The organism is Allobosea sp. CCNWLY174 (assembly GCF_037120455.1).
Lineage (GTDB): Bacteria > Pseudomonadota > Alphaproteobacteria > Rhizobiales > Beijerinckiaceae > Allobosea > Allobosea lupini.
On sequence record NZ_JBBBBQ010000001.1, the window covers coordinates 1,019,458 to 1,043,958 of the forward strand.

Below are 24,501 nucleotides of genomic sequence, written 5' to 3' on the forward strand. Positions count from 1 at the left end.
ACGCCGGAGCCCGTCCTAAGCCGCCACCGCCTCGGTCGCAGCGGTCACCTGCCAGCCCTGCAATTCGCGCCAGTTCGGCTCCAGCTCGGCGAAGCGCGACAGTGCGAAACTGGAGATGTCGGCGAAGCCGCAGGCCCCGTCGATGATGAGATCGCGGATCGCCCGCCCGCTCGCGGGCGAGAGGCCGAAGCCGACGCTCGACAGCGTCGCGACCACGACATTGGCCTGCGAGGCGAGCCGGTCGATCACCGGCCGGCCGTCCGGCGTGTTCTCGATCACCCCGGCCCAGGAGCGGATGATGCGGGCATGCGACGCCTTTGGCAGCAGTTCGGCGAGCCTCCGGCCCATATGCAGCATCAGCGGCGTGGTCGGCTTAGGCAGCGTGCCCTCCTCCGCCATGGCCAGCCATTCATGCGGCCCGCCACCATAGGCAAGGTTGCCGCGCAGGGTCTGTCGGCCATAGAGCCCGCAGCCGTCGACGCCGCCGAGCGGCATCAGCGGCAGCGGCTCGGTCACGATCATCTCGCAGCGGGCCGACTGCACCGGCACCTCCTGCCCGAGCATGGCGGAGAGACGCCCGGTCTGCGGACCGGCGGCGAGCACGAGGCTGTCACAGCCGATCTCACCACGATCGGTCTCGACCGCGACGACCCGGCCGCCCTCGGTCCGGAAGCCGGTGACGGTGGTGTGCTGCAGGATGCGCCCGCCATGGTCCTGCATCGCCCAGGCGTAGCCCTGCAGCGTGCGGTGCGGATTGGCATGGCCGCCGAACTTGTAGTGATAGCCGCCGACGACGGTATCGCCTGCCAGCGGCACCAGTTCCTTGGCCTGCTTGACGTCGAGCACCTCGGACTCGAAGCCCTGCCGCGCGGCATTGCGCAAGGCGCGGCCATAGAGCGCCATCTGGTGCTCGCTCGCGGCAAGGCGAACACGCTCGCCCCGGAACTCGGTGGGGTAGCCGAGCAGTTCGTCCATGATCGGCCAGAGCCGCTGCTCCTCGGCGAAGAGCGGCGAATGATGGTGCGAGCAGCCGCCGCCATTGCGGCCCGATGCCTCCCAGCCGATCAGCCCCTTCTCCAGCACCAGCACGTCGACGCCATCGCGCGCCAGCCACCAGCCTGCGGAGAGGCCGGTGACGCCGCCGCCGACGATGACGACCGAAGCTCCCTTGATCTCGCTCATGATGGCTCTCACTCGCTCGCGACGGGGCCGGTCGCGTCATTGCCAGCGACGGTATAGCGCGCCGGCACCTCCCAGAACGGCACCCATTGCGCATGCATGCCGAACCAGGTGTCCCAATGCTCGGCCTGCTCGGGCGCCTCGGGAACAAGGGCGGTCATCGCCAGCGGCATCGGCCGGACCGGCGCGCGATAGCCGGCGAGCGGGATCGCCGAGAGCGGCTGCGCCGCGCCGAGCGCCAGCAGGGCTGCGACCTGCTCGCGGCAGCGTCGGCCCTGGCAAGGCCCCATGCCGGCGCGGGTCAGGCGCTTGACCTGATCGGGATTGGGCGGGCCCTCGCCAAGCAGGGCGGAGAGCGAGCGGTCATTACGGCGCTCGTTCTGCCAGTCGAGATAGCGCGGCGGACGGATCTCGAGGATCTCGCGCGCCGTCACCTCCTCGCATTGGCAGACATGGAACTCGGCCTGGGCCTCGATCACGCTCGCCCTGACCCAGGCGAGACGATAGGCGGAGATGTCATAGCTCGGCGCGGGCGGCGTTGGGGCTTCCGCACTGACGCTGTCTTCCCCGAGCGTTGCGACCGCGCGGGCGGCCTCCGCCTCGGCAATCGTGCGGTCGCGCGTCTTGGCCGCCCAGAGGCCGGCGCAGTCGCCGACGGCGTAGACGTTGGCGAGGCTGGTGCGCTGGCCGGCGTCGAGCACGGGCGCATAGCCGCCGCGCTCGGCCTGGAACGCGACCTTGCAGCCGGCTGCGTCGATCAGGTCGATGACCGGAGTGGCGCCGACCGCCAATACGATGCCGTCGCAGGCGATGGCGCGCTCTTCGCCAACCGGGCGGCCCTCCCCGTCCAGTCTCGCGACGACAGCCGCTTCGACGCCATCGCGGCCGATCGCCTCGCGCACGACATGGCCGGCCAGGATTTCGGTGCCGGCAGCGCGGAGCTTCGCCAGAAAATCCGCGTCGCCGATCGGTTCGGCCGCCTGCTCGACGATGGCGGCGATGGTGACGCCCGCCTCACGCAAGGCGAGCGCGGTGGTCAGGGCCTCCGTGTTCGAACCGAGGACGACGACGGTGCGGGGACCGAAGGCGTCGTAGCGCGTCGCGAGATTGAGCGCGGCGGTGGCGCCCATCACGCCGGGCTTTTCCCAGCCGGGAAAGCCGAGGCCCATGTCGCGGCGGCCGCAGGCCAAAATGACGTGCCGGGCCTGGACGAGGATGCTGCTCTCTTCGTCGGCGAGGCCGGCGACGAGGCCCGGCATCCAGCCGAGCGCCGGGCCGTTGGCATAGAGCCCCCAGCAGGCCGTGCCGAGGCGCAGATCGACACCGGCTTCGAAGGCCTCGGCGATCCGCGGCTCGGAGGCGACGAAGGTCTCCATCATGGCGTTGCGGTTGCGGGCGCTGGCGGCCATGCCCTGGCCGAAATGCAAGGGGACGTCGTCGCCCATCGTCTTGAACGGCACCGGGTTCTCGTCGACCAGCAAGACGCCAAAGCCTCGCGCCGCCGCGCCGATGGCAGCTTCGAGGCCGGCAGGGCCGGCGCCGACGACGAGGACATCGACGCTCTCGGCAATGGCGAGCGGCTTGCCGGTGACGGATTTGGGATCGGAGGCCGGGACGGTCATGGTCTGCGCTTTCGAATGACTGAGCTCATTCTTGGCGCCGGCGCCTGGCGGAGCCGGCCGGTTTGCGACATCGACCGGCCGGGACGCGACATCCGGGCCGAGGGATCTGCCAGCTCAGAGCACCTGTTCGAGGAAGGCGCGGGTGCGCGTCTCGCGCGGTGCGCCGAAGAACTCGGCCGGCGCCGCATGCTCGACGATGACGCCGCCATCGGTGAAGTAGACGTGATCGGCGACCTCGCGGGCGAAGCCCATCTCATGGGTGACGAGGATGCAGGTCATGCCCTCCGCCGCGAGGTCGCGGATGGTGACGAGCACCTCCTTCTTGGTCTCGGGATCGAGCGCGGCAGTGACCTCGTCGAACAACATCACCTTCGGGTTCATCGCCAGCGAGCGGGCGATGGCGACGCGCTGCTGCTGGCCGCCGGAGAGTTCGCCCGGATAGGCATCGTGCTTGTGCGAGAGCCCGACCTTGGCGAGTAGGCGCCTGGCCCGCTCCCCGACCTCGGCAGGGTCCTGCTTCAGCACATGGATCGGCGCCATCATCACGTTCTGCAGCGCGGTCTTGTGAGGGAAGAGATTGTATTGCTGGAAGACGATGCCGACATCGCGGCGCAGCGCCAGCTTGTCCAAAGCGGGATCGTTGACCTGCCGTCCGGCGACTGTGATCGAACCCTTGCTGATCGGCACCAGGGCGTTGATGCAGCGCAGCAGCGTCGACTTGCCGGAGCCGGACGGGCCGATGATGCAGACGGTCTCGCCGCGGCGGATGGTGAGGCTGACATCCTTGAGCACCATGAAGGCGCCGAAGGCCTTCTCGACGCCCTCGACGACGACGACCGGCTCGCCGAGTTCATGCCTGGCAGCCATGGTCATCCCTTCACGTTGAAGCGGCGTTCGAGCGCCATGGTCAGGCGCGCGATCGGGTAGCAGTAGGCGAAGAACATCAGCAGCAGCAGCAGGTACATCGGCAGCATCAGCTCGGGCCGGCTCTCGGCGACGAGGGCCGCACGAGTGATGGTGAGCCCGTCCTGGATGCCGACCACCGAGATCAGCGTCGTCGCCATGGTCAGGATGGCGTAGAGGTTCATCCACGGCGGCAGCATGCGTTTCACCGCCTGCGGCAGGATGATCATCCACATCGTCTGGCGGCGGGTGAAGGCGAGCGCCTCGGCCGATTCCCACTGGCCGGAAGGGATCGAGCGGATACCGCCGCGCACGATTTCCGAGACATTGGCGGCAACCGGCAGTGCCAGTCCGATGATCGCCTTGACCCAGGCCGGGAAGGCGATGGTGACCGGCCCGAGCCTGATCTCGAACGGCAAGAGAAACATCGCGTAGAACAAGAGCACGAGCCAGGGCGCGTTGCGGAAGAACTGCGTCGCCGCCCATGACGGCTGGCGCATGATGGCCGAGGGCGAGACCTGGCCGATGCCGAACAGCACGCCGACCGCGGTGCCGAGCGCCATGGAGAGCACGCTGATCAACAGGTTGAACAGGAAGCCCTGGAAGATCAGTGGCGCCCAGCGCATGAGGATGATGACGGCGCTATCGCGGGCCGTCGGCCCCGTCGCCTGCGCTACCGCGAGCGAGGCGGCGAAGACGATGGCGACGCCGGCTACGAGCCCGGCGCTGAGCATCATCGGCGCAGCGAGCCCGCTCGGCGCGATCGGCGCCGCGCGGAAGGGTTTCAGGACGGGGAGATCGGTCGTGGCGGTCTTCATGGCATGTATCCGGGAATGCGCATGGCCCGCTCCCAGCGATGCATCACCCAGACCAGCACGGCGACGAGCAGCACATAGACCACCAGCAGCACGTTCATCATTTCGCGGACATTGAAGACCTCGGACCAGATCTGCGACGCCGCATAGAGCAGCTCGGGCACGCCGATGGCGTAGGCGAGCGTCGTGGTCTTCACGAGGTTGACGAGATTGTTGTTGAGCGCCGGCAGGCAGATGCGGAAGGCGAGCGGCAGCACGATCTGGCGCCAGAGCTGGAAGCGGGTGTAGCCGAGCGATTCCGCCGCCTCGACCATCGTCTCCGGCACGGCCTCGATCCCGGCGCGGAAGATCTCGACATTGAAGGCGCCGGCGAAGAGCGAGAATGCGATGATCGCCCAGCCGGTGCCGCTGACCAGCGGCGACTGCCCGCCGAAGCCGTCCGACACCGTCGGCAGGAGGCCGCCGACGGCGAAATAGAAGAAGGAGAGCTGCACCAGAGGCGGCGTGTTGCGGAAGAACTGGACGTACCCCCGCACCACGAGCCGGCCGAGCCGCGAAGTGCTGCCGGCGACCCAGACGCCGAGCAGTCCGATCGCGAGCGAGGCCAGGATCGAGACGACGCAGATATAGGTCGTCGTCCACAGCCCGGTCAGGAAGCGCGAGCGGTCGAAGGCGTCGTAGAAGATCGAGAAGTTGAGGCCGTGGACCTCGTTCAGGCGCTCGAAGAAAGCGGCGATCATGGTGTCATCGGCCCATCGCTGGCCACACCGTCATCCCGGGCGACCGAAGGGAGACCCGGGATCCACGCCGGAGCGCGTGCGAAAGAGGCTCGGGCATGGATCCCGGATCTCCGCTGCGCTCCGTCCGGGATGACGGCGAGGGTGTGACCAACGCTCCTTCGCCTACGAGCCGGCCTTCAGCTTCTTGTTGGTCTCGATCAGATAGGGGCTCTGCTTGATACCCCATTTGGTCTCGAGCGCGAGCAGCTTGCCGCTCTTGTGCCAGTCGACCGACATGTCCTTGATCAGCTTGCCGAAGGCACCGTCGAGATCGTCGAGACGCACGCCGATCGCCCAGAGCTGCGGATCCTCCGAGACCAGCGGCATCTCGTAGTTCGCCCATTTCGGATCGCCGCCAGACAACGTCGAGACGATCAGCGTGTCGTCGAACAGGAAGGCGACGCAGTTGTTGCCGAGCAGCGCATTCAGCCCGTCCGGCACCGAGGGGAACACCACCATCTCCGGCGAATAGATCTGCGAGACGCGGCGGTTGTAGTAGGCGCCCTGCACGGCGCAGACCTTGCGGCCCTTGAGGTCTTCCCACTTCTTCAGGCCGGCGCTCTTGGGCGCGAGCACATTGGTGGCCCCCGCATAGTAGTTCGGCTCGATCATGCCGATCTGCTTGCGCCGGTCCTGCGTGTCGCCGAGCGTCGCCAGGATCATGTCGATGCGGCCCTGGCGCAGGAACTCGATGCGGTTGGCCGCGATGACCGGCACCATCTCGAGCTTGACGCCGATCTTGCTCGCGACCTCCTGGGCGAGATCGATCTCGAGGCCGACGATCTTGCCCGACGGATCGAGGAAGCCCCAGGGCTTGTAGTCGTTCTTGACGCCGACGGTGAGGACGCCCTTTTCCTTGATCTTGGCGAGCGTGTCCTGCGCGAAGGCCGGCACGGCGGCAAGCGTGGCGGCGAGTGCGAATGCCAGGGCGGTCAATCGTTTCATCGGTCGCGATCCCCTTGTTTTCTTATGAAGCCCTAGCTTCGGGTGGATCGGCGCATCGATTTGACTGGATGCGACGCTTTCTTGACTCTCAGCGGCGAGCCGGGCGGACCTCCTGCACACGCTCGGCCCGTGGCGGATGGCCGAAGCGCTCGCGATAGCTGCGCGAGAAATGGCTGGCGCTGGCAAAACCACAGGCAAGCGCCGTCTCCAGGATCGATAGGCTGGTCTGGCGCAGGAGGTCGCGGGCGCGGTCGAGGCGCAAGGCGAGATAGTGCTCGCCGAGCGAGCGGCCGAGATGCTGGCGGAACAGACGCTCGAGCTGGCGTAGCGAGACGTTCGCGAGCCGAGCGAGGCCCTCGCGCGACTCTGGGGTCTCGATGGTCTGCTCCATGCGTGCGATCACGCGCAGCAAGGGCGCATGAGCGATGCCGAGCCGCTCGCGCAGCGGCATGCGCTGCGGCCCCGCCCCTTCCCGCACATGGGTCTGCAGGAACCATTCGCTGACCGCGAGCGCGAGCTCGCTGCCGTGCTCGCGCGCGATCACGGCGTGCAGCATATCGAGCGGCGCGGTGCCACCGCTGCAGGTCAGGCGGTCGCGGTCGATCTCGTAGAGCGAGCGCCGCAGGTCGAGATCGGGATATTCCTCAAGGAAAGCCGGCGCGTGCTCCCAGTGGATGGTGAAGCGATGGCCGGAGAGCAGGTTGGCGCGCGCCAGCAGATAGGGGCCACCCGAGACGCCGCCGATCTTCACGCCGCGCCGCGCGAGCTGACGCAGCCAGGCGAAGGTCGGCTGGTGATGGAACAAGGCCGGATTGCCGCCGGCGCAGACGAAGAGATAATCGAGCCTGAGATCGGCGCCGACGCTGGCATCGGCGGCGATGGCCACGCCGTTCGAGGCCGGCGCCGCGGCGCCGTCGATCGAGACATGGCTCCAGCGATAGAGCGGCCGGCCCGAGAGCCGGTTGGCGGCGCGCAGGGGCTCGATCGCCGAGGCGTAAGGCAGCAACGCGAAGTCGGGGATCAGCAGGAAGCCGACATGGGTCGGCGCGCTGTCGTCGCTTTCAGGCAATCTGATGTCGCTATCGAGCATGTCGGCGAGCCTATGTCGGTCAATCTCCTGATGACAAGACCGCCCGGACCCAATGATGCGCTATTCCATCTTCTCGCTGCTGTCCCAGACGCTCCAGGGCCACAAGGGCTGGACTCCGGCCTGGCGCGATCCCGCGCCGAAGCCCGAATACGACGTGATCATCATCGGCGGCGGCGGCCATGGCCTGGCGACGGCGCATTACCTCGCCAGCCGGCACGGCATCACCAATGTCGCGGTGCTGGAGAAGGGCTATCTCGGTTCCGGCAATGTCGGCCGCAACACCACGATCATCCGCTCGAACTACCTGCTGCCGGGCAACACCCCGTTCTACGAGCTCTCGATGAAGCTCTGGGAAGGGCTGGAGCAGGACCTCAACTACAACGCCATGGTCAGCCAGCGTGGCGTCTTGAACCTCTACCATTCCGATGCCCAGCGCGACGCCTTCGCCAGGCGCGGCAACGCGATGCGGCTCGCCGGGGTCGATGCCGAACTGCTCGGCACCGAGCAGGTCCGGGTGATGCTGCCCTATCTCGATTTCGGCAATGCGCGGTTCCCGATCCAGGGCGGCCTCTTGCAGCGCCGCGGCGGCTCGGCCCGGCACGACGCCGTCGCCTGGGGCTTCGCCCGCGCCGCCGACAGCCGCGGCGTCGACATGATCCAGAACTGCGAGGTCACCGGCATCACCATGTCGGGAGGGCGCGCGATCGGCGTCGAGACCTCGCGCGGGCCGATCCGGGGAAAGAAGATCGCCATGGCGGTCGCCGGCAACTCGTCGCGCGTCGCGGCGATGGCGGGATTACGACTGCCGATCGAGACCCATGTCCTGCAGGCGTTCGTCTCGGAAGGGCTTAAGCCGCTGATCGACTGCGTCGTCACCTACGGCGCCGGGCATTTCTACATCAGCCAGTCCGACAAGGGCGGCCTCGTCTTCGGCGGCGACATCGACGGCTACAACTCATACGCCCAGCGCGGCAACCTGCCGGTGATCGAGGACGTGATGGAGTCGGCGATGGCGCTCTGGCCGGGGCTCGGCCGGGTGCGGATGCTGCGCCATTGGGGCGGTGTCATGGACATGTCGATGGACGGCTCGCCGATCATCGACACGACGCCGGTCGAGGGGCTCTATCTCAATGCCGGCTGGTGCTATGGCGGCTTCAAGGCGACGCCGGCCTCGGGCTTCTGCTTCGCCCATCTGATCGCGACGGGCCAGCCGCACGAGGTCGCCACCGCCTATCGGCTCGACCGCTTCGCCACCGGGCGGGTGATCGACGAAAAGGGCGCCGGCGCCCAGCCGAACCTGCACTGACCGCGCGCTGCCGAGGATCCCATGCGCATCACCTGTCCCCATTGCGGCGCGCGCGACGCCCAGGAATTCAGCTATCTCGGCGCCGCCGATCTGCAGCGCCCCGAAGGCATGGCGGCGAGCGAGGCCGCGATGGCCGATTACGTCTATCAGCGCGACAACCCGGCCGGCGTCCATCGCGAGCTCTGGTATCACGGCGCCGGCTGCCATGCCTGGCTGGTGGTGACCCGCGACACCCGCAACCACGCGATCACGGCGGTCGAGGTCGCGAAGGCGCGCAAGGCGGGAGCCACGGCATGAGCACCCAGCCTTTCCGCCTCGCCTCCGGCGGCCTGATCGATCGCGGTCATCCGCTGGATTTCAGCTTCGACGGCGCCTCCTATCGCGGCTATGCCGGCGACACGCTGGCCTCGGCGCTGCTCGCCAACGGCGTGCGCCTGGTTGGCCGCTCGTTCAAATATCACCGCCCGCGCGGCATCCTCTCGGCCGGGCCGGAGGAGCCGAACGCGCTGGTCGAACTGCGCTCCGGCGCGCGGCGGGAGCCCAACACCCGCGCCACGGTGGTCGACTTGTTCGCCGGGCTGGAGGCGGCGAGCCAGAACCGCTGGCCTTCGCTCGCCTTCGACCTGCTCTCGATCAACGGGCTGATCTCGCCGACCCTCGTCGCCGGCTTCTACTACAAGACCTTCATGTGGCCGGCCTCCTTCTGGGAAAAGCTCTACGAGCCGCTGATCCGGCGCGCCGCCGGCCTCGGACGCGCCGCCGGAGCGGAAGATCCGGACCATTACGAGAAGGCCTTCGCCTTCTGCGACCTGCTGGTGATCGGCGGCGGGCCGGCCGGTCTCTCCGCTGCGCTGGCAGCCGGGCGCAGCGGCGCCCGCGTGATCCTCTGCGACGAGGATTTCCGGCTCGGTGGACGGCTGCTGGCCGAGCAGCGCGAGATCGACGGCAAGCCAGCCTCCGAATGGCTCGCCGCGACGCTGGCCGAGCTCGAAAGCCTGCCGGAAGTGCGGATCATGCCGCGCACCACCGTGTTCGGGCTCTATGACCACGGGATCTACGGCGCGGTCGAGCGCGTCGCCGATCACCTGCCGCAGCCGCCGGCGCATCAGCCACGCCAGCGCGGCTGGCGCATCCATGCCAGGCGGGCGATCCTCGCCGCCGGCGCGCTGGAGCGGCCGATCGTCTTCGCAGGCAATGACCGGCCCGGCGTGATGCTGGCCGGTGCGGTGCGGTCTTACGTCAATCGCCATGGCGTCCTGCCCGGCCGCGAAACCGTGCTGTTCACGGCCGGCGACGATGGCTGGACGACGGCGCGCGACATCGCCGCGGCTGGCGGCAAGGTCGCGGCGATCGTCGATTCCCGCCCCGCCGATCCCGTCCGCAAGGCGCTCGCCGACAAGCTCGGCGCGCGGCTGTTCGCCGGCGGCGCCGTGACGGGCGCGCGTGGCGGGCGGCAGCTCAGCGGCGTCACCATCCGCGATGCCTCGGGCGCGGTGAGCGAATTGTCCTGCGACCTGCTCGCCGTCTCCAATGGCTGGAATCCGACGCTGCACCTGACCTCGCACCAGAACGGCAAGCCGGCCTGGGACGATGGCCTGCAGTGTTTCGTGCCGGGAACCGTGCCGGCGGGGCTCACGGTCGCCGGCAGCGCCGCCGGACGCTTCACGCTGGCGCAGGCGCTGGAAGACGGCGCGAGGCTCGGACGCGATGCGGCGACCGAGGTGGGCCTGACCACGCTGCCGGCCGAGCCGACCCCGACGACCGACCCCGAGACAAACGGGCTTTCGCCGGTCTGGCGGGTGTCCGGCGGCAAGGGAAAAGCCTTCGTCGACTACCAGAACGACGTCACCGACAAGGATGTCGAGCTCGCCGCCCGCGAGGGCTTCCGGCCGGTCGAGCATCTCAAGCGCTACACCACGCTCGGCATGGCGACCGACCAGGGCAAGACCTCGAACCTTTCCGGCCTCGCCATCATGGCCGAACAGACGGGCAGGACGATCCCGCAGACCGGCACCACCACCTTCCGGCCGCCCTATACACCGGTCGCGATCGGGGCGCTGGCCGGCCATCACCGCGGCAAGGACTTCAGGCCGATCCGGCTCGCGCCGACGCATGACTGGTCGAAGGAGCAGGGCGCCATCTTCGTCGAGAGCGGGCCTTGGTTGCGGGCGCAATACTATCCGCGCTCCGGCGAAGCCGACTGGCTGACGACGGTCAACCGCGAGGTCAAGGCGGTGCGCGCCGGCGTCGGCCTTTGCGACGTCTCGACGCTCGGCAAGATCGACATCCAGGGCGCCGACGCCGCCGAATTCCTGGAGCGGGTCTACATCAATGGCTGGAAGGCGCTGCCGGTCGGCAAGGCCCGCTACGGGCTGATGCTGCGCGAGGACGGCTTCGTCATGGATGACGGCACCACCTCGCGCCTCGGCGAGACGCATTTCCTGATGACGACCACCACCGCCAATGCCGGCAAGGTGATGCAGCATCTCGAATTCTGCCATCAGGTGCTGTGGCCGGAGCTGGACGTGCGCATGGTCTCGGTCTCCGAGCAATGGGCGCAGGTCGCCATCGCGGGGCCGAAGGCGCGCGAGACCCTGCGTGGTGTCGTCGACCGCGAGCACGATCTCTCGAACGAGGCCTTCCCCTATCTCGCGGCGCGCGCCGTCACGGTCGGCGGCGGCATCCCGGCGCGGCTCTTTCGCATCTCCTTCTCGGGCGAGCTCGCCTATGAGCTCGCCGTTCCCGCCGACTATGGCGATGCGACGGTGCGGGCGCTGATGCAGGCGGGCGCCCCCTTCGGCATCACGCCCTATGGCACCGAGGCGCTCGGCGTGATGCGCATCGAGAAGGGCCATGTCGCCGGCAACGAGCTCAACGGCCAGACCACGGCGCGCGATCTCGGGCTCGGCAAGATGATGTCGTCGAAGAAGGATTTCGTCGGCCGGCTGATGGCGGGTCGGCAGGCCCTGGTCGAGCCGGACCGGCCTGCGTTCGTCGGCTTCAAGCCCGTCGATCCCTCCCAGCGCCTGCGCGCCGGCGCGCATTTCATCGGCATCGGCAAGCCGGGCGTGATGGAGAACGACGAGGGTTACATGACCTCGGTCGCCTACTCCCCGCATCTCAACCACTGGATGGGGCTCGGACTGATCAAGGGCGGAGCTGCCCGCATCGGCGAACGCGTGCGCGCCTATGACCCGGTGCGCAATGGCGACGTCGTCGTCGAGATCTGCTCGCCCGTCTTCGTCGATCCCGAAGGAGCCCGCCTCCATGGCTGAGACAACGCGTTCATGGGCGCCGCGCAGCGCCTGGGCCGGCATCGCGCAGGCCGGGCGGATCGGTGCTGCCGGAGCGGCCGGCGTCACCGCTACCCTGCTCGACAGCTTCGGGCTGGCGACGCTGATCGCCGCGCCGGGCGGAACTCCGGCCTTGTCGCAGGCTATCGACGCACTGCTGGGCATCACCTTGCCGACGACGCCGAAGATCGCCTCGGGCGCCGCGCATGACGCGATCTGGTCCGGCCCCGATCAGTGGCTGCTGCGTGCCGCCACGCGCGACGATTTCGGCAGCCTCCTGGAGTCGCTTTCGGCTCAGGCGGCGGTCAGCGACCAGAGCGATGCGCGCGCCGCGATGCGGCTTAGCGGCCCACGCGTCCGCGACGCTCTGGCCAAGGGCGTGATGCTCGATCTGCATCCCGCCGCCTTCGCGGTCGGCGATACCGCCTTGACAAGCATCGCCCATATCGGTGTGCATCTCTGGCGGCCCGCTGACGGGCCGGATGGATCCGTGTTCGAGATCATGGTCGCACGCAGCATGGTGGGAAGCTTCTGGTCCTGGTTCGCCGCCTCCGCGGCCGAATTCGGCTGCCAGATTTCCATCGATCGCTCCACCGGCCGAGGTTGACGGCAGCGCGCCGCGCGCCGTCCCTTCCGCCGACCTTTCCCCATTCTCATTGTTCAGGGACCCGCGCGAGCGGGCCGATCCGTCACATGTCCGATTCTCCGATGATCCTCGCTCTGTCCTGCCCTGATCGGCCGGGCATCGTCGCTGCCGTCTCGACGCTGCTCGCCGAGGCCGGCTGCAACATCCGCGACGCGCAGCAGTTCGACGACCTCGAAACCGGCCGCTTCTTCATGCGGGTGGTGTTCGACCGGCTCGAAGGCGCGCGCAGCGCCGCCGAGATTCAGGGTCTCGTCGACGAGCTGGCAGCACGCTTCAAGATGACCGTCTCGCTGCGCGATGCGGCTGCCCGCAAGCGGGTCATGCTGCTGGTCTCGAAATTCGACCATTGCCTGGCCGACCTGATCTACCGCTGGCGCATCGGCGAACTGCCGATGGAGATCACCGCGATCGTCTCGAACCATGCCCGCGAGCACATCGCCTCGACCGATCTCGGCGACCTGCCCTTCCATCACCTGCCGGTCAATCGGCAGACCAAGATGGAGCAGGAGGCCGAGCTCTGGCACCTGATCCAGGAGACGCAAAGCGATCTCGTCGTGCTCGCCCGCTACATGCAGGTCCTGTCGGACGGACTCTCGGCCAAGCTCTCGGGGCGCTGCATCAACATCCACCATTCGTTCCTGCCCGGCTTCAAGGGCGCCAAGCCCTATCATCAGGCGCACGAGCGCGGGGTGAAGCTGATCGGCGCGACCGCGCATTACGTCACCTCCGATCTCGACGAAGGGCCGATCATCGAGCAGGACGTCGAGCGCATCAGCCATCGCGACACGCCGGACGACCTCGTGCGCAAGGGCCGCGACATCGAGCGGCGCGTCCTGGCCCGGGCGGTGCGCTACCACCTGGAAGATCGCGTGCTGCTCAACGGAAAGAAATCCGTCGTCTTCACCGATTGATTTGGAGCCTCGGTGCGGCCGGAGCTTCGCTGTGCGCCAAGCTCCGGCCCAGCCGCTGTCGAAAGCCGGCAGCGGCGCGAGGACCCGCAGCTCATCGAAGCGTTCGCGCAAACCCACGCCCGATACCCTGCCGAGCGGGCACTGCATCACGGCGATTTGTGCGTGTGCGAAGATAGAGAACGGCAGATCGTTCTTGCAGTGAGGCGGCATGTTGGCGGCGGCAGACATCTTCGCCGCAAACAAGGGGACCGCCATGAAGCGCCTACTCGCCGCTGCCCTCCTCTGCGCCTCAGCGACATTCGCGCAGGCCCAGGCTCAGAAATCCACCCTGTCCATCGTCAAGAGCCGCGGCGAACTGATCTGCGGCGTCAGTCCAGGACTCGCCGGCTTCGGCCTGCCGGACGAGAAGGGCGAATGGCATGGCCTCGACGTCGATCTTTGCCGCGCCATCTCGGCTGCCGTCTTCAACGATCCGAAGAAGGTCAAGTTCACGCCGCTGTCGTCCAAGGACCGCTTCACCGCGCTCCAGTCGGGCGAGGTCGACCTCCTGTCGCGCACCAGCACCTGGACGATGGCGCGCGACACCTCGCTCGGCCTGGCCTTCGCCGGCGTCAACTACTATGACGGCCAGGCCTTCCTGGTTCAGAAGAAGCTCGGCGTCGATTCCGCGCTCAAGCTCAACGGCGCGTCGATCTGCCTGCAGCAGGGCACGACGACCGAGCTCAACGTCGCCGACTATTTCCGCCAGAACAACATCAAGTACGAGCCGGTCACCTTCGACAAGGGCGACGAGGCGATCAAGGCCTTCGAATCCGGACGCTGCGACGCCCTCACCGACGATTCCTCGGCGCTCTACGCGCTCAAGCTCAAGCTGGTGAAGCCGGACGATGCGATCGTCCTGCCCGAGCTGATCTCGAAGGAGCCGCTCGGGCCGGTGGTGCGCAGCGCCGACCACGACTGGTTCAACCTGGTGAAATGGGTGCATTTCGCCATGGTGAACGCCGAAGAGCTCGGCGTGACCCAGGCTAATGCCGATCAGCAGCTGAATTCGACCAACCCCGAGATCAGGCGGCTGCTCGGCAAGGACGGCAAGTTCGGCGAGGCGATCGGTCTCACGCCCGACTGGGCCTACCGGATCGTCAAGCAGGTGGGCAATTACGGCGAAGCCTTCGAGCGCAGCGTCGGTGCCGGCTCGGTGCTCAAGATCGCCCGCGGCAAGAACGACCTCTGGAGCAAGGGCGGCCTGCAATACGCCCCGCCGATCCGCTGAGCGGTCACTCCGGCAAAGATCGCGCCGCGCCGGAGCGCCGTGGCGACAGCTGACAGTCGCCGCGGCGGCGCAACTTTCTGATTTTGCGCGAATTCTTTCCGTTCAGCCGATTCCGGCTGAACGGAAAGCGCGCTAGGATCACGCCATGCGTGCCCGCCAGATCGAAGTCTTTCGCATGGTCATGCGCTGCGGAACGTTGACCGGCGCCGCCGAGGCGCTCGCGGTATCGCAGCCGGCGCTCAGCCAGATCCTGCTGCACACCGAGGACGAGCTCGGCTTCAAGCTGTTCCTGCGCGTCAAGGGCCGGCTGATCCCGACGCCGGAAGCCGAGGAGATCTACCCCGAGGTCGAGCGCCTGTTCGGCGACCTTGAAATGCTCAGGCGGCGCACGCGCGATTTGCGCCACGGCAAGGCCGGGCTCGTGCGCCTTGCCGCCTCGGCCCCGCCCTCCCTCTCCTTCGTTCCCGAGGCGCTCCGCCATTTCCGCGCCGCGCATCCGAACACGCGCGTGCGCTCCTATGTCGTGCCAGCCGAAGTCATCCTGACCATGCTCGACCGCGACCAGGCCGGGCTCGGCATCGCCATGATGGACCAGCCGACGCCCTTCATCGAGACCGAGGTAGTCGGCTACACCCGCGTCGTCTGCGTGCTGCCAGCCGGGCATCCTTTGGCCGAGCGCGATGCCGTCGGCGCCGAGGACCTCGATGGCGAGACGCTGATCTCCTATCGCGCCGAGTCGTTGCCGGGACAGCTGCTGCGCGACGCGCTGGCCAAGGAAGGCCTGCCCTTCCGGCCCGAGATGGAGATCGACGTCTCGATCATCGCTCTCGCCTTCGTGCAGCAGGGGCTCGGCGTCGCCGTGGTCGACGGCCTCCTGCCCTGGCACAATTTCCCCGGCCTGGTGACGCGCCCGTTCCGGCCGCATGTCGCCCTGCCGCTTTGCCTGCTCACCAGCACGCGCCGGCCGCTCTCGCGCAGCCATGAGCTGCTGCGCAACCATATCCGTACCGCCTGCCGGCAGCTCGATCTCGACCAGCCTGCGCCCACAGCAACCGAGGCATAAGGCCGGCTTATCCGGCAGCGCGGTTTTGGTGTTGGACCCTCGGGCGCACCGCCGCCAAGACTGGCCTGTCCTTTTACCAACAGGCGCATCATGAGCTGGCGTATCGGCGTCGACATCGGTGGCACCTTCATCGATTTCTGCGCGCTGGAGACCGGCAGCGGCCGCGTCGAAACCATCAAGGTTTTGACGACACCAGACGCCCCGGGCCGTGAGCTCCTCGCCGGGCTCGACCTGCTGAATGAGCGACATGCCGTGCCGCCGCAGGAGATCGTCTCCTTCGTCCACGGCACCACGGTCGGCATCAACACCATCATCCAGCGCAAGGGCAGCCGGCTCGGGCTGATCACCACCGCCGGCTTCGAGGATGTGATCGAGCTGGCGCGCCTGCGCATGCCCGACATGTACTCGCTGTTCTGCGCCCGCCCGGAGCAACTGATCCCACGCGACCGCGTCTTCGGCGTCGGTGGACGCACCCTCTCCGATGGCAGCATCGCCGAACCGCTCGACCGCGATGCCCTTGCGGAAGCCGTCGCGAAGCTCAGGGCGCGCGGCGTCGACGGCGTGATCGTCTCCTTCCTGCACGCCTATCGCAATCCCGCCCATGAGGCGGAAGCGCGGGCGCTGATCGCCGAACTGGCGCCGGAGCTTTTCGTCTTCAGCACCAGCGAAGTCTGGCCGGTGATCCGTGAATATGAGCGCACCACGACCGCGATCCTGAACGGCTATGTCCATCCGCGTGTCTGCGGCTATCTCGAAGCCCTCGAGGAGGCGCTTTCTTCGCGCGCCGTGCCCGCTGGCCCGATGCTGACCAAGTCGAATGGCGGGGTGATGAACGCCGCCACCGGCAAGCGCGCCTGCGTCAACATGCTGCTCTCGGGCACGGCCTCGGGCGTGATCGGCGCGGCCTATCTCGCCGAGCAGGCCGGCGCCAGGAACATCCTTACCCTCGACATCGGCGGCACCAGCGCCGACCTCGCCCTGATCATCGAGGGCCAGCCGCAATTCGGCACCGGCGAGGTCGTCGGCGACTTCCCGCTCTATGTTCCCAGCGTCTCGGTGACCTCGATCGGTGCCGGCGGCGGCTCGATCGCCTGGGCCGACGCCTTCGGCGTGCTGAAGGTCGGCCCCGAAAGCGCCGGATCGACGCCCGGCCCCGCCTGCTATGGCCGCGGCGGCGCCCGCGCCACCGTCACCGACGCCATGGCGACCTGCGGCTTCCTCGGCCACACCGCCCTCGCCTACGACCAGATCGGCATGCGCCGCGATCTGGCGCAGAAAGTCGTCGGCGAGGTCGCCGCAATGCTCGGCCGCAGCGCCCAGGCGACCGCCGAGGCCATCATCGCCATCGCCGTGTCCGAGATGTTCGTCGAGGTCAACAAGCTCGTCGCCCGCTACGGCGTCGACCTGCGCGACTTCGCGCTGATGCCCTTCGGCGGCGCGGGGCCGATGCTCGGCTGCTTCCTGGCGCGCGAACTCGGCATACCCCGCGTGCTGGTGCCGCGCCGCCCCGGCGTCGTCAGCGCGCTCGGCGGGCTGATCGCCGATCTGAAGGGCGATTTCATCCAGAGCGTCTTCGCCGCGGCGGAGCCGGCCTCACTGCCGCAGCTGCGCGCGGCGCTGGCACAGCTCAAGCGCGACGGGCTCGACTGGATCCGCGAGGACCAGCGCTTTACCGGCCCCGTCGTCGAAGCCTTGAGCGCCGACATGCGCTATCATGGTCAGTCCTTCGAGATCGAGGTGCAACTCGCCGAGGGCTGGCTCGCCGAGGGCGATCTCGCGGCCATATGCGCGGCTTTCCATCGCCAGCATCTTGCCATCTACGACTTCAACGACGAGGCGGCCGAGGTCCAGATCGTCAATCTGCGCCTCGTCGTCACCGGCGCGACGCCGCGGCCCGAGCTCGCCCCGGCGAGCGAAGCGGTCGACGAGGTGGCGGTCCCGGCGCGCTCCATCACGGTCTGGCTCGACGGCGCCGAGCGCGAGGTCGCGCTCTTCCACCGCGAGGCGCTGTGTTGCGGCCAGCACTTCTCCGGCCCGGCCGTGGTGGCGCAGGAGGACACCACGATCTGCATACCCGCCGGTTTCGAGGCGAAGGTCGACGCCTTCCTCAACCTGCATCTCATCCTGCGCGAGGGAGCCTGATCATGGTCGACAAGGTCACCCTGCAGGTCCTGGCCAATCATTGCCGGGCCGCCGCCGAGAACATGGCCTACACGCTCTACCGCACGGCCCATTCCACCTTCGTCAAGGAGACGGAGGACTTCACGGTGATGGTGATGGACCGCACCGGGCGCGTCGTCGCCGTGCCGATGGACCTAGGCGCGACCTGGTATCCGGGCATGAACTACAACCGCGCCATCGAGATGGTGACGGACTATCGCCCGGGCGACATCGCCTTCACCAACGACCCCTATAGCGGCTATCTCGCCACCCACGCGCCCGACACACATCTGTGGAAGCCGATCTTCCACGAAGGCGAGATCGTCTGCTTCGTCGGCGGCCATGTCCACAACACCGACATGGGCGGGGCGGTGCCGGCCAGCCTGTCGCGCTCGCTCACCGAGATCCATCAGGAGGGCATCCGCTTTCCGCCGATGACGCTGATGCGCGACGGCGCCTTCGACGAGACGGTGCTGCGCATCATGATGATGAATGTGCGCAAGCCGGCGCTCAACATGGGCGACCTCAAGGCGCTGGCCGGCGCGCTCAACACCGGGGAGCGCAAGATCCAGGCGATGGTCGCCAAGTTCGGCGCCAAGGGCTTCATGGACGGGCTAGACGGGCTGATGGACTATGCCGAGCATCAGGCCCGCGAGATCCTGCGCTCGATCCCCGACGGCGAGTACGTCTTCTCCGACTATGCCGACGAGGACAGCGTCGACGGCAATCCCTGCCGGCTGGCGCTGACGCTGACGATCAGGGGCGACGAGGCGATCCTCGACTTCACGGGATCGGACCCGCAGCTCGGCTCCTCGCTCAACGTCCCGACCGGCTCCGACCCGCGCCATACGCTGCTGCTCGTCGGCGTCTACTACGTGCTCTACACGCTGAACCCGCAGCTCCTGCTCAATTCCGGCCTGACCCGGCCTTTCACCTGCATCGCGCCGGAAGGAACGGTGCTGAACCCGTCCTTTCCGGCGGCGGTCGGCATGCGCAGCCTGACCTGCGCTAGGCTGCGCAGCCTGATCTTTGGCGCCTTCAGCCTCGCCGCGCCGGAGCGCCTGCCGGCAGCGCCGGCCGGCTCCAGCTCGATCGTCAACGTGATGACGACGGACGAGACCACGCATCGCAGCGTCATCGCGGCGATCAATCCGGTGGTCGGTGGCGGTGGCGGCATGCCGCATCGCGACGGGCCGAACGGCTCTGGCGCCGACGCCGCCTATCTCAAGAACACGCCGATCGAGATCACCGAGACCGAGGTGCCGATCCGCTTCATGCGCTACGGGCTGCAGCCGGATTCAGGCGGCGCCGGGCGCTGGCGCGGCGGCCTCGCCACGGTGATGGAGTTCAAGGTGTTCTCGCCGAACTCGCGGATCACCGTGCGCAACCGCGACCGCTCGCATTTCCGGCCGTGGGGCACGCTCGGCGGGCTCTCCGCCGAAACCTCGAACTTCATCATCAATCCCGGCCGCCCAAACGAGCGCATCCTCGGCAATACCGACATCGCCATCGCCGAGCCAGGCGACGTGATCCACATCCATTCACCGGGCGGAGGCGGGCGCGGCTCGCCCTTGGAGCGCGAGCCGGAACGGGTGCTGCTCGATGTCGAGCGCGGCTATGTCAGCCTGGACGCGGCGCGGGCGCTCTATGGCGTGGTGATCGAGGGGGACGCCGTCGATCACGAGGCGACGGCGGCCCTGCGGGCAGAGCTGAAGACGCGCGCCCACAGCACGCATTTCCATTTCGGCCCCGAGCGGGACGCGTTCGAGCAGGTCTGGACGGCAGAGAACTATGCCGCGCTGACGCGGCTGCTGGCCGCTTTACCGGTCCACTGGCGCTTCTTCACCAAGACCAAGCTCTTCGCTGTGATGCGCAACGCTGCCGGCAAGCTCGATCTTGCGGCGGCCTTCGCCATCGTCCGGCGGGACTATCCGCAGATCCCGGAGGTCGGGCAGGACGCGCCCGCGATCTCGCAGGCGGCCGAATAGCCGCCGGCCTCAGCCGACGGTGACGGTCGCGCCGGTCGCGATCTCGCCGGGCGTCACCACGTCGCAATAGATGCCGAAATTGCGCTCGTGGCGCTTGACCACCGTCCGCAGGATTTCGACGTCCTGGGGCAGGCCCTCCTGCGCGATCGTGATGAAGCCGCAGCGCCCGCAAGGCTCGCGTCCGCGCAGCACGACGTCCCCGATCCTGATCTCGCGCCCGATCCAGCCATGCTCCGGGATGGCTTCGAGGTCATCGGGCCAATCAACGAGGATGTTCGGCCGGAAGCGGCGGGCATCGATGACGCTGCCGGGCAGTTCCCGTTCGAGGCTGCGGATCGCAGCGCTGGTGACGAGATGGATCGGCGCATGCTCGTAGCGCGGTCTGAATCCCCCTGAACCGACCGCGTCGAACGGCTTGAGCATCGGCATGAAGCCGAAGGCCTGCGACAGGCCTTCCAGCAGCTCCGCATCCCGCGGCCCCGCCCAGCGCTCGCCATCGAGCGACAGGGCGACGCACTCCTGCACGGCTTTGGCATGAGCGCGCGGCACGCCGATGAAGTGCTTCTCGCGCCCCGGCGAGGCGATGCGGCCGGTGGCTGCGTCGAGCAGTCCCCAAATCCGGTCACCCACGACACCCGCGGCGTGTATGTGGAGCTGGTCCAGCCGCTCGCCGGCCATCGAGCTGACGGGATAGCGCCAGAGTTCGGCAACCTTTCCCGTCACTGACCATCCATCCGCGGATCGAGCGCGTCGCGTAGGCCGTCGCCGATGAAGTTGAAGCTGGTGACGGCGAGCGTGATCGCGGCGCCGGGAATGATGGCGAGCCAGGGCGCGCTGGTGAGATAGCTCTGGGCGCTTTCGAGCATGTTGCCCCAGCTCGGCGTCGGCGGCTGGATGCCGAAGCCGAGGAAGGAGATGTAGCTCTCCGCCAGGATCGCATGGGCGACGTTGAGCGTCGCCGCGACGACGATCGGCGCGATCGCGTTCGGCAGGAGCTCGCGGATCATGATGCGCCGGTTGCTCGCGCCGAAGGAGACGGCCGCCTGCGCGAATTCGCGCGTCTTCAGCGAGCGGATCTGCGCCTCGACCACGCGGGCGACCTCCATCCACGAGGTCATCGCGATCAGGAGGATGATCGACGGCACCGAAGGCGAGATCAGCGCCGAGATCGCCAGCAGCAGGAAGATCGAGGGGAAGCACAGCATCGCGTCGACGAAGCGCATCAGCGCGGCGCCGAGCGCGCCCTCGTAGAAGCCCGCGACCATGCCGACGACGATGCCGATCGCCATCGCGATCGCCATGGCCGAGAAGCCGACCGCCAGCGAGATCCGCCCGGCCATCAGGAGGCGCGCGAGGATGTCGCGTCCGAGCGGGTCGGTGCCGAGCACATGCGGGCCGGAGAAGGGCGCTGCGAAGCGGTTGCGGATGTCGATGAAGGTATCGGTATAGGGCAGCAGCCAGGGGCCGACGATGCAGGCGAGCGTCAGGAAGATGATCGTCGCCGCGCCGAAAACCGCGAGCTTGTGACGCCTGAAGCGCTTAAAGCCGGGTCGGTGCCACAGTCCAGGCGGAGGCAGGGCGAGCGGTTCCGCCATCGCGTTGAGGTTGCTCATCGCCCGCTCCTCGAAATGCGCGGATCGGCGATGCCGTAGAGCAGGTCGGCGAGCAGGGATCCCAGCAGCACCAGCACCGCGGTGAACATCAGGATGCCCATGACGACCGGGTAGTCGCGATAGCTGATCGAATCGAGGAAGAGCCGGCCCATGCCCGGCCAGGTGAAGACCGTCTCGGTCACCAAAGCGCCCGAGAGCAGCGTCGGCACATGCAGGCCGGTGATGGTGATCATCGGCAGCAGCGCATTGCGCAGGGCATGGCGCATCAGGATCTGGCGCTCCGGCACGCCCTTGGCGCGGGCGGTGCGGATATAATCCTGGTTGACCACCTCGAGCATGGAAGAGCGCATGTAGCGGCTCCAGACTGCGGTCGAGACCAGCGCCAGCACGATGCAGGGCCCGATCAGGTGATGCACCTGGTTGAGGAAGGAGCCGTCGCCCATGGTGTAGCGGTTGCCCGCCGGCAGCCAGCCGAGCCCGACGGAGAAGACGTAGATCACAACGAGGCCGAACCAGAAGGTCGGGATCGAGAGCGCGATCATCGCGCCGATGGTGGCGAGCGAGTCGAACAGCGAATAGCGCCGGATCGCGCCGAGGATGCCGACCCAGGCGCCGATCACCATGGCGAGCAGCGTCGAGGTCAGCATCAGCTCCAGCGTCGCCCCCAGATGCGAGGCGATGATGTGCAGCACCGGCTGCTGGTCGCGATAGGATACGCCCCAATCGCCCGAGAGCATGCGCCAGAGCCATTCGACATATTGCACCGGCAGCGGCCGGTTTAGGCCGAGCTGCTCGGCGATGCGGTCGAGATCGGCCTGGGTCATGTCGCCGCCGGCGGCGAACTGCGACATCGGCCCGCCCGGCGCCAGATGCAGGATGGCGAAGCCGATCACCGAGACGATCAGCAGCAGGAGCAGCGACTGCCCGAGCCGGCGCAGGAGAAAGGCGATCATGGCGCCCTCCTCCCGGCCGGCGCCGGCATCATGCCGGCGCGTTTGACATCGCTCATCACTTCACGCACCACGTCACTTGGCCCAGTACCACTGGCCCATGTTCCAGGTGTTCTGCCTGGCGTTGATGTTGGGCTGGTAGCCGACCAGCCCCTCCTTGTAGCCCTCGACCGGCGCATACTGGTAGATCGGCAGGATCGGCAGCTCCTCGCGCACCAGCACCTGCAGCTTCTGGTAGATCTCCTTGCGCTTGGCCGTGTCGAAGGTTTCCTGGCCGGCCTTCATCAGCGCGTCGGCCTCGGCGTTCTGCCACTGCATCTGGTTGGCGCCATTGCCGCTCTTGGCCGGGATCGCGTCCGAGCCGAAGCGATGCGCCGGATCGGGATCGATCACCGTGCGGAAGGCGGTGCCGACCAGCAGCGACTGGAACTTGGAGCGGGTGTAGAATTCGCCCCAGATCACGGCGGCGGGCATGTTGTTGATCGCCATCTTGATGCCGATCTGCTGCCAGTCCTGCTGCATCAACTGCTGGCACTGCTCGCGCAGGGCCGCGCCCGTCGTGGTCGAGACCGCGAACTCCAGCGGCACGCCGTTCTTCATGCGCACGCCGGAGCCGGAACGCTTCCAGCCGGCATCGTCGAGTATCTTGCCGGCGAGTGCGGGATCATAGACCTGCTTGGGCAGGTTCGGGTCGTAAGCCCAGGATTCCTGCGGCATGAAGGATTCGGTCGGGATGTGCAGGCCGTAGAAGACGATGTCGATGATCGCCTGCTTGTTGATCGAGGCATAGAGCGCCTTGCGCACCGCCTTGTCGGACAGAGCGGGATGCTCAAGGTTCGGCATCAGCACCTCGAGCGAGGCGCTCGGAATCTTCACCACCTTGCGTCCGGGCAGCTTGACCGCCTCGGCGTAAAAATTGGCGGGGATGCCGGTGCCGATGATCAGGTCGACCTGGCCAGTGCGGAACTGGGCATAGAGCGCGGTCTGGTCCGGCACGTATTTCAGCACCGCCTTCTCGAGATACGGCCCCTTGCCGTGGTATTTCTCGTTGGCGACCAGCTGGATGTTGTCGCCCGGCGTGCGCGTGCCCCATTTGAACGGGCCGGTGCCGACCGGCGCGCCGTTGAACGGCGCCGTGTTCGGATCGGCCGCCTTCTCCAGCAGGTGCTTGGGCACGATGAAGGTGTTGGAGAGCAACGCGAGATAGGGCGCATACGCCTTCTCCATGCGCCAGGAGATCTCCAGCGGGCCGGTGACCTTGATGTCCTTGACCAGCGAATGGCCGACGCGGGTGCGCGCCTTGAAGCCCGGCGCGTTGATCAGCTCGAGCGTATACTTGACGTCCTCGGCGGTGAACGGAGCCCCGTCATGCCAGGTGATGCCCTCGCGCAGCTTGACCTTCCAGGCGAGACCGCCTTCGGAAATGCCGCCATTGGCCTCGCTCGGTACTTCGACGGCGAGGTCTGGGACCAGCGAACCGTCGGGCTGGGCCAGCCACATCGTATTGAAGACCTGCATCCAGACGGTCTCGTCAACCTCGATGCCGGGCATCAGCGGGTTGAAAGCGGTCGGCTCCTGCGACAGGCCAACCACGACCTGGCCGCTCGGCTTGGCGGGTGGCGGCGGAGGCGCCTTGCCCTGGGCGCGGGCGCCAAGGCCGGAAGCGGCGAGGATGCCGCCGGCGCCGAGCGCCAGGACCTCGCGGCGATGCAGGGCAGGCAGAGCAAGGCCGGACGCCTTCGTGGACGGCTTGTTCATCGTTGATCCCCTCGTTGTCGGCGGCCTTGCATGGCCGTTGCGCGGTGCCGCCTTTTGGCTGACGGTCGGCCGCATGAGCCGCCCGTTGTCGGCCCGCCTCATGATAGGCAGCAGGCGACCCGCGATGGTCCCCGTCCTTTGCCGGGACAACCAAAACAATCTGCCGAATCGCACCCGTCCTTTGGCATAGGGTTCCAGACGGTTCGGGCT

20 protein-coding genes are annotated in these 24,501 nt (G+C 67.8%); 9 read left to right on the forward strand and 11 right to left on the reverse strand.

What is annotated here, in order from left to right; genetic code table 11:
• Window positions 1-15: 15 nt before the first annotated feature.
• The 7 genes from V7S63_RS04910 to V7S63_RS04940 all read right to left on the reverse strand — a co-directional run bounded on the left by V7S63_RS04910 (window position 16) and on the right by V7S63_RS04940 (window position 7,333).
• Window positions 16-1,182, reverse strand: a complete 1,167-nt coding sequence (locus V7S63_RS04910) for an NAD(P)/FAD-dependent oxidoreductase (protein ID WP_336529391.1) — start codon at window positions 1,180-1,182, stop codon at window positions 16-18.
• Between the two features lie 8 nt (window positions 1,183-1,190).
• Entirely contained in the window at window positions 1,191-2,801 is a 1,611-nt protein-coding gene (locus tag V7S63_RS04915; RefSeq protein WP_336529392.1) for an FAD-dependent oxidoreductase, read from the reverse strand.
• 114 nt (window positions 2,802-2,915) lie between these two features.
• Window positions 2,916-3,674: an amino acid ABC transporter ATP-binding protein gene (locus tag V7S63_RS04920; RefSeq protein ID WP_425285404.1), complete on the reverse strand. Its 759-nt coding sequence runs from the start codon at window positions 3,672-3,674 to the stop codon at window positions 2,916-2,918.
• Window positions 3,671-4,522, reverse strand: coding sequence for an amino acid ABC transporter permease (locus tag V7S63_RS04925; RefSeq protein ID WP_336529393.1), 852 nt, complete (start codon window positions 4,520-4,522; stop codon window positions 3,671-3,673). The genes V7S63_RS04920 and V7S63_RS04925 overlap by 4 nt, the downstream gene beginning before the upstream one ends.
• Window positions 4,519-5,259: an amino acid ABC transporter permease gene (locus V7S63_RS04930; RefSeq protein WP_100963008.1), complete on the reverse strand. Its 741-nt coding sequence runs from the start codon at window positions 5,257-5,259 to the stop codon at window positions 4,519-4,521. The genes V7S63_RS04925 and V7S63_RS04930 overlap by 4 nt, the downstream gene beginning before the upstream one ends.
• Window positions 5,260-5,421: 162 nt before the next feature.
• On the reverse strand, window positions 5,422-6,243 hold the full coding sequence (locus V7S63_RS04935) for a transporter substrate-binding domain-containing protein (RefSeq protein WP_336529394.1): 822 nt from the start codon (window positions 6,241-6,243) through the stop codon (window positions 5,422-5,424).
• Between the two features lie 88 nt (window positions 6,244-6,331).
• Window positions 6,332-7,333 (reverse strand): GlxA family transcriptional regulator, encoded by a 1,002-nt coding sequence (locus V7S63_RS04940; protein WP_336529395.1) that lies wholly within the window; start codon window positions 7,331-7,333, stop codon window positions 6,332-6,334.
• Window positions 7,334-7,388: 55 nt separating this feature from the next.
• On the opposite strand from V7S63_RS04940, the gene V7S63_RS04945 reads away from it, so the two are divergent.
• The 9 genes from V7S63_RS04945 (at window position 7,389) to V7S63_RS04985 (ending at window position 19,970) form a co-directional block, all read left to right on the forward strand.
• Window positions 7,389-8,639, forward strand: a complete 1,251-nt coding sequence (locus V7S63_RS04945) for a sarcosine oxidase subunit beta family protein (protein WP_336529396.1) — start codon at window positions 7,389-7,391, stop codon at window positions 8,637-8,639.
• A 21-nt stretch (window positions 8,640-8,660) separates the two neighbouring features.
• Window positions 8,661-8,936 (forward strand): sarcosine oxidase subunit delta, encoded by a 276-nt coding sequence (locus V7S63_RS04950; protein ID WP_110490608.1) that lies wholly within the window; start codon window positions 8,661-8,663, stop codon window positions 8,934-8,936.
• Window positions 8,933-11,914: a sarcosine oxidase subunit alpha family protein gene (locus tag V7S63_RS04955; RefSeq protein WP_336529397.1), complete on the forward strand. Its 2,982-nt coding sequence runs from the start codon at window positions 8,933-8,935 to the stop codon at window positions 11,912-11,914. Before V7S63_RS04950 ends, V7S63_RS04955 begins: the two co-directional genes overlap by 4 nt.
• Window positions 11,907-12,539, forward strand: a complete 633-nt coding sequence (locus V7S63_RS04960) for a sarcosine oxidase subunit gamma (RefSeq protein ID WP_336529398.1) — start codon at window positions 11,907-11,909, stop codon at window positions 12,537-12,539. Before V7S63_RS04955 ends, V7S63_RS04960 begins: the two co-directional genes overlap by 8 nt.
• A gap of 86 nt (window positions 12,540-12,625) precedes the next feature.
• Complete coding sequence (gene purU / locus V7S63_RS04965) at window positions 12,626-13,489, forward strand: formyltetrahydrofolate deformylase (RefSeq protein WP_336529399.1); 864 nt, start codon at window positions 12,626-12,628, stop codon at window positions 13,487-13,489.
• Window positions 13,490-13,742: 253 nt separating this feature from the next.
• Window positions 13,743-14,759 (forward strand): amino acid ABC transporter substrate-binding protein, encoded by a 1,017-nt coding sequence (locus V7S63_RS04970; RefSeq protein ID WP_336529400.1) that lies wholly within the window; start codon window positions 13,743-13,745, stop codon window positions 14,757-14,759.
• Between the two features lie 145 nt (window positions 14,760-14,904).
• Window positions 14,905-15,822, forward strand: a complete 918-nt coding sequence (locus V7S63_RS04975) for a LysR family transcriptional regulator (protein ID WP_100963003.1) — start codon at window positions 14,905-14,907, stop codon at window positions 15,820-15,822.
• A 90-nt stretch (window positions 15,823-15,912) separates the two neighbouring features.
• Complete coding sequence (locus V7S63_RS04980; protein WP_336529401.1) at window positions 15,913-17,964, forward strand: hydantoinase/oxoprolinase family protein; 2,052 nt, start codon at window positions 15,913-15,915, stop codon at window positions 17,962-17,964.
• Between the two features lie 2 nt (window positions 17,965-17,966).
• Window positions 17,967-19,970 (forward strand): hydantoinase B/oxoprolinase family protein, encoded by a 2,004-nt coding sequence (locus V7S63_RS04985; protein ID WP_336529402.1) that lies wholly within the window; start codon window positions 17,967-17,969, stop codon window positions 19,968-19,970.
• A gap of 9 nt (window positions 19,971-19,979) precedes the next feature.
• Here the strand turns inward: V7S63_RS04985 and V7S63_RS04990 are convergent, their stop codons facing one another.
• The 4 genes from V7S63_RS04990 to V7S63_RS05005 form a co-directional block, all read right to left on the reverse strand.
• A complete protein-coding gene (locus tag V7S63_RS04990; RefSeq protein WP_336529403.1) occupies window positions 19,980-20,693 on the reverse strand; it encodes an MOSC domain-containing protein in 714 nt (237 codons plus the stop codon).
• Window positions 20,690-21,565 carry an ABC transporter permease gene (locus V7S63_RS04995; protein WP_091830641.1) on the reverse strand — a complete coding sequence of 292 codons (876 nt, stop codon included), beginning with the start codon at window positions 21,563-21,565 and terminating at the stop codon, window positions 20,690-20,692. Before V7S63_RS04995 ends, V7S63_RS04990 begins: the two co-directional genes overlap by 4 nt.
• Before the next feature lie 14 nt (window positions 21,566-21,579).
• Window positions 21,580-22,536, reverse strand: coding sequence for an ABC transporter permease (locus tag V7S63_RS05000; RefSeq protein ID WP_100962999.1), 957 nt, complete (start codon window positions 22,534-22,536; stop codon window positions 21,580-21,582).
• Between the two features lie 72 nt (window positions 22,537-22,608).
• The gene (locus V7S63_RS05005; protein ID WP_336529404.1) at window positions 22,609-24,291 is read right to left on the reverse strand and encodes a peptide ABC transporter substrate-binding protein; all 1,683 of its coding nucleotides are present in this window, start codon (window positions 24,289-24,291) and stop codon (window positions 22,609-22,611) included.
• Between the last annotated feature and the right edge of the window lie 210 nt (window positions 24,292-24,501).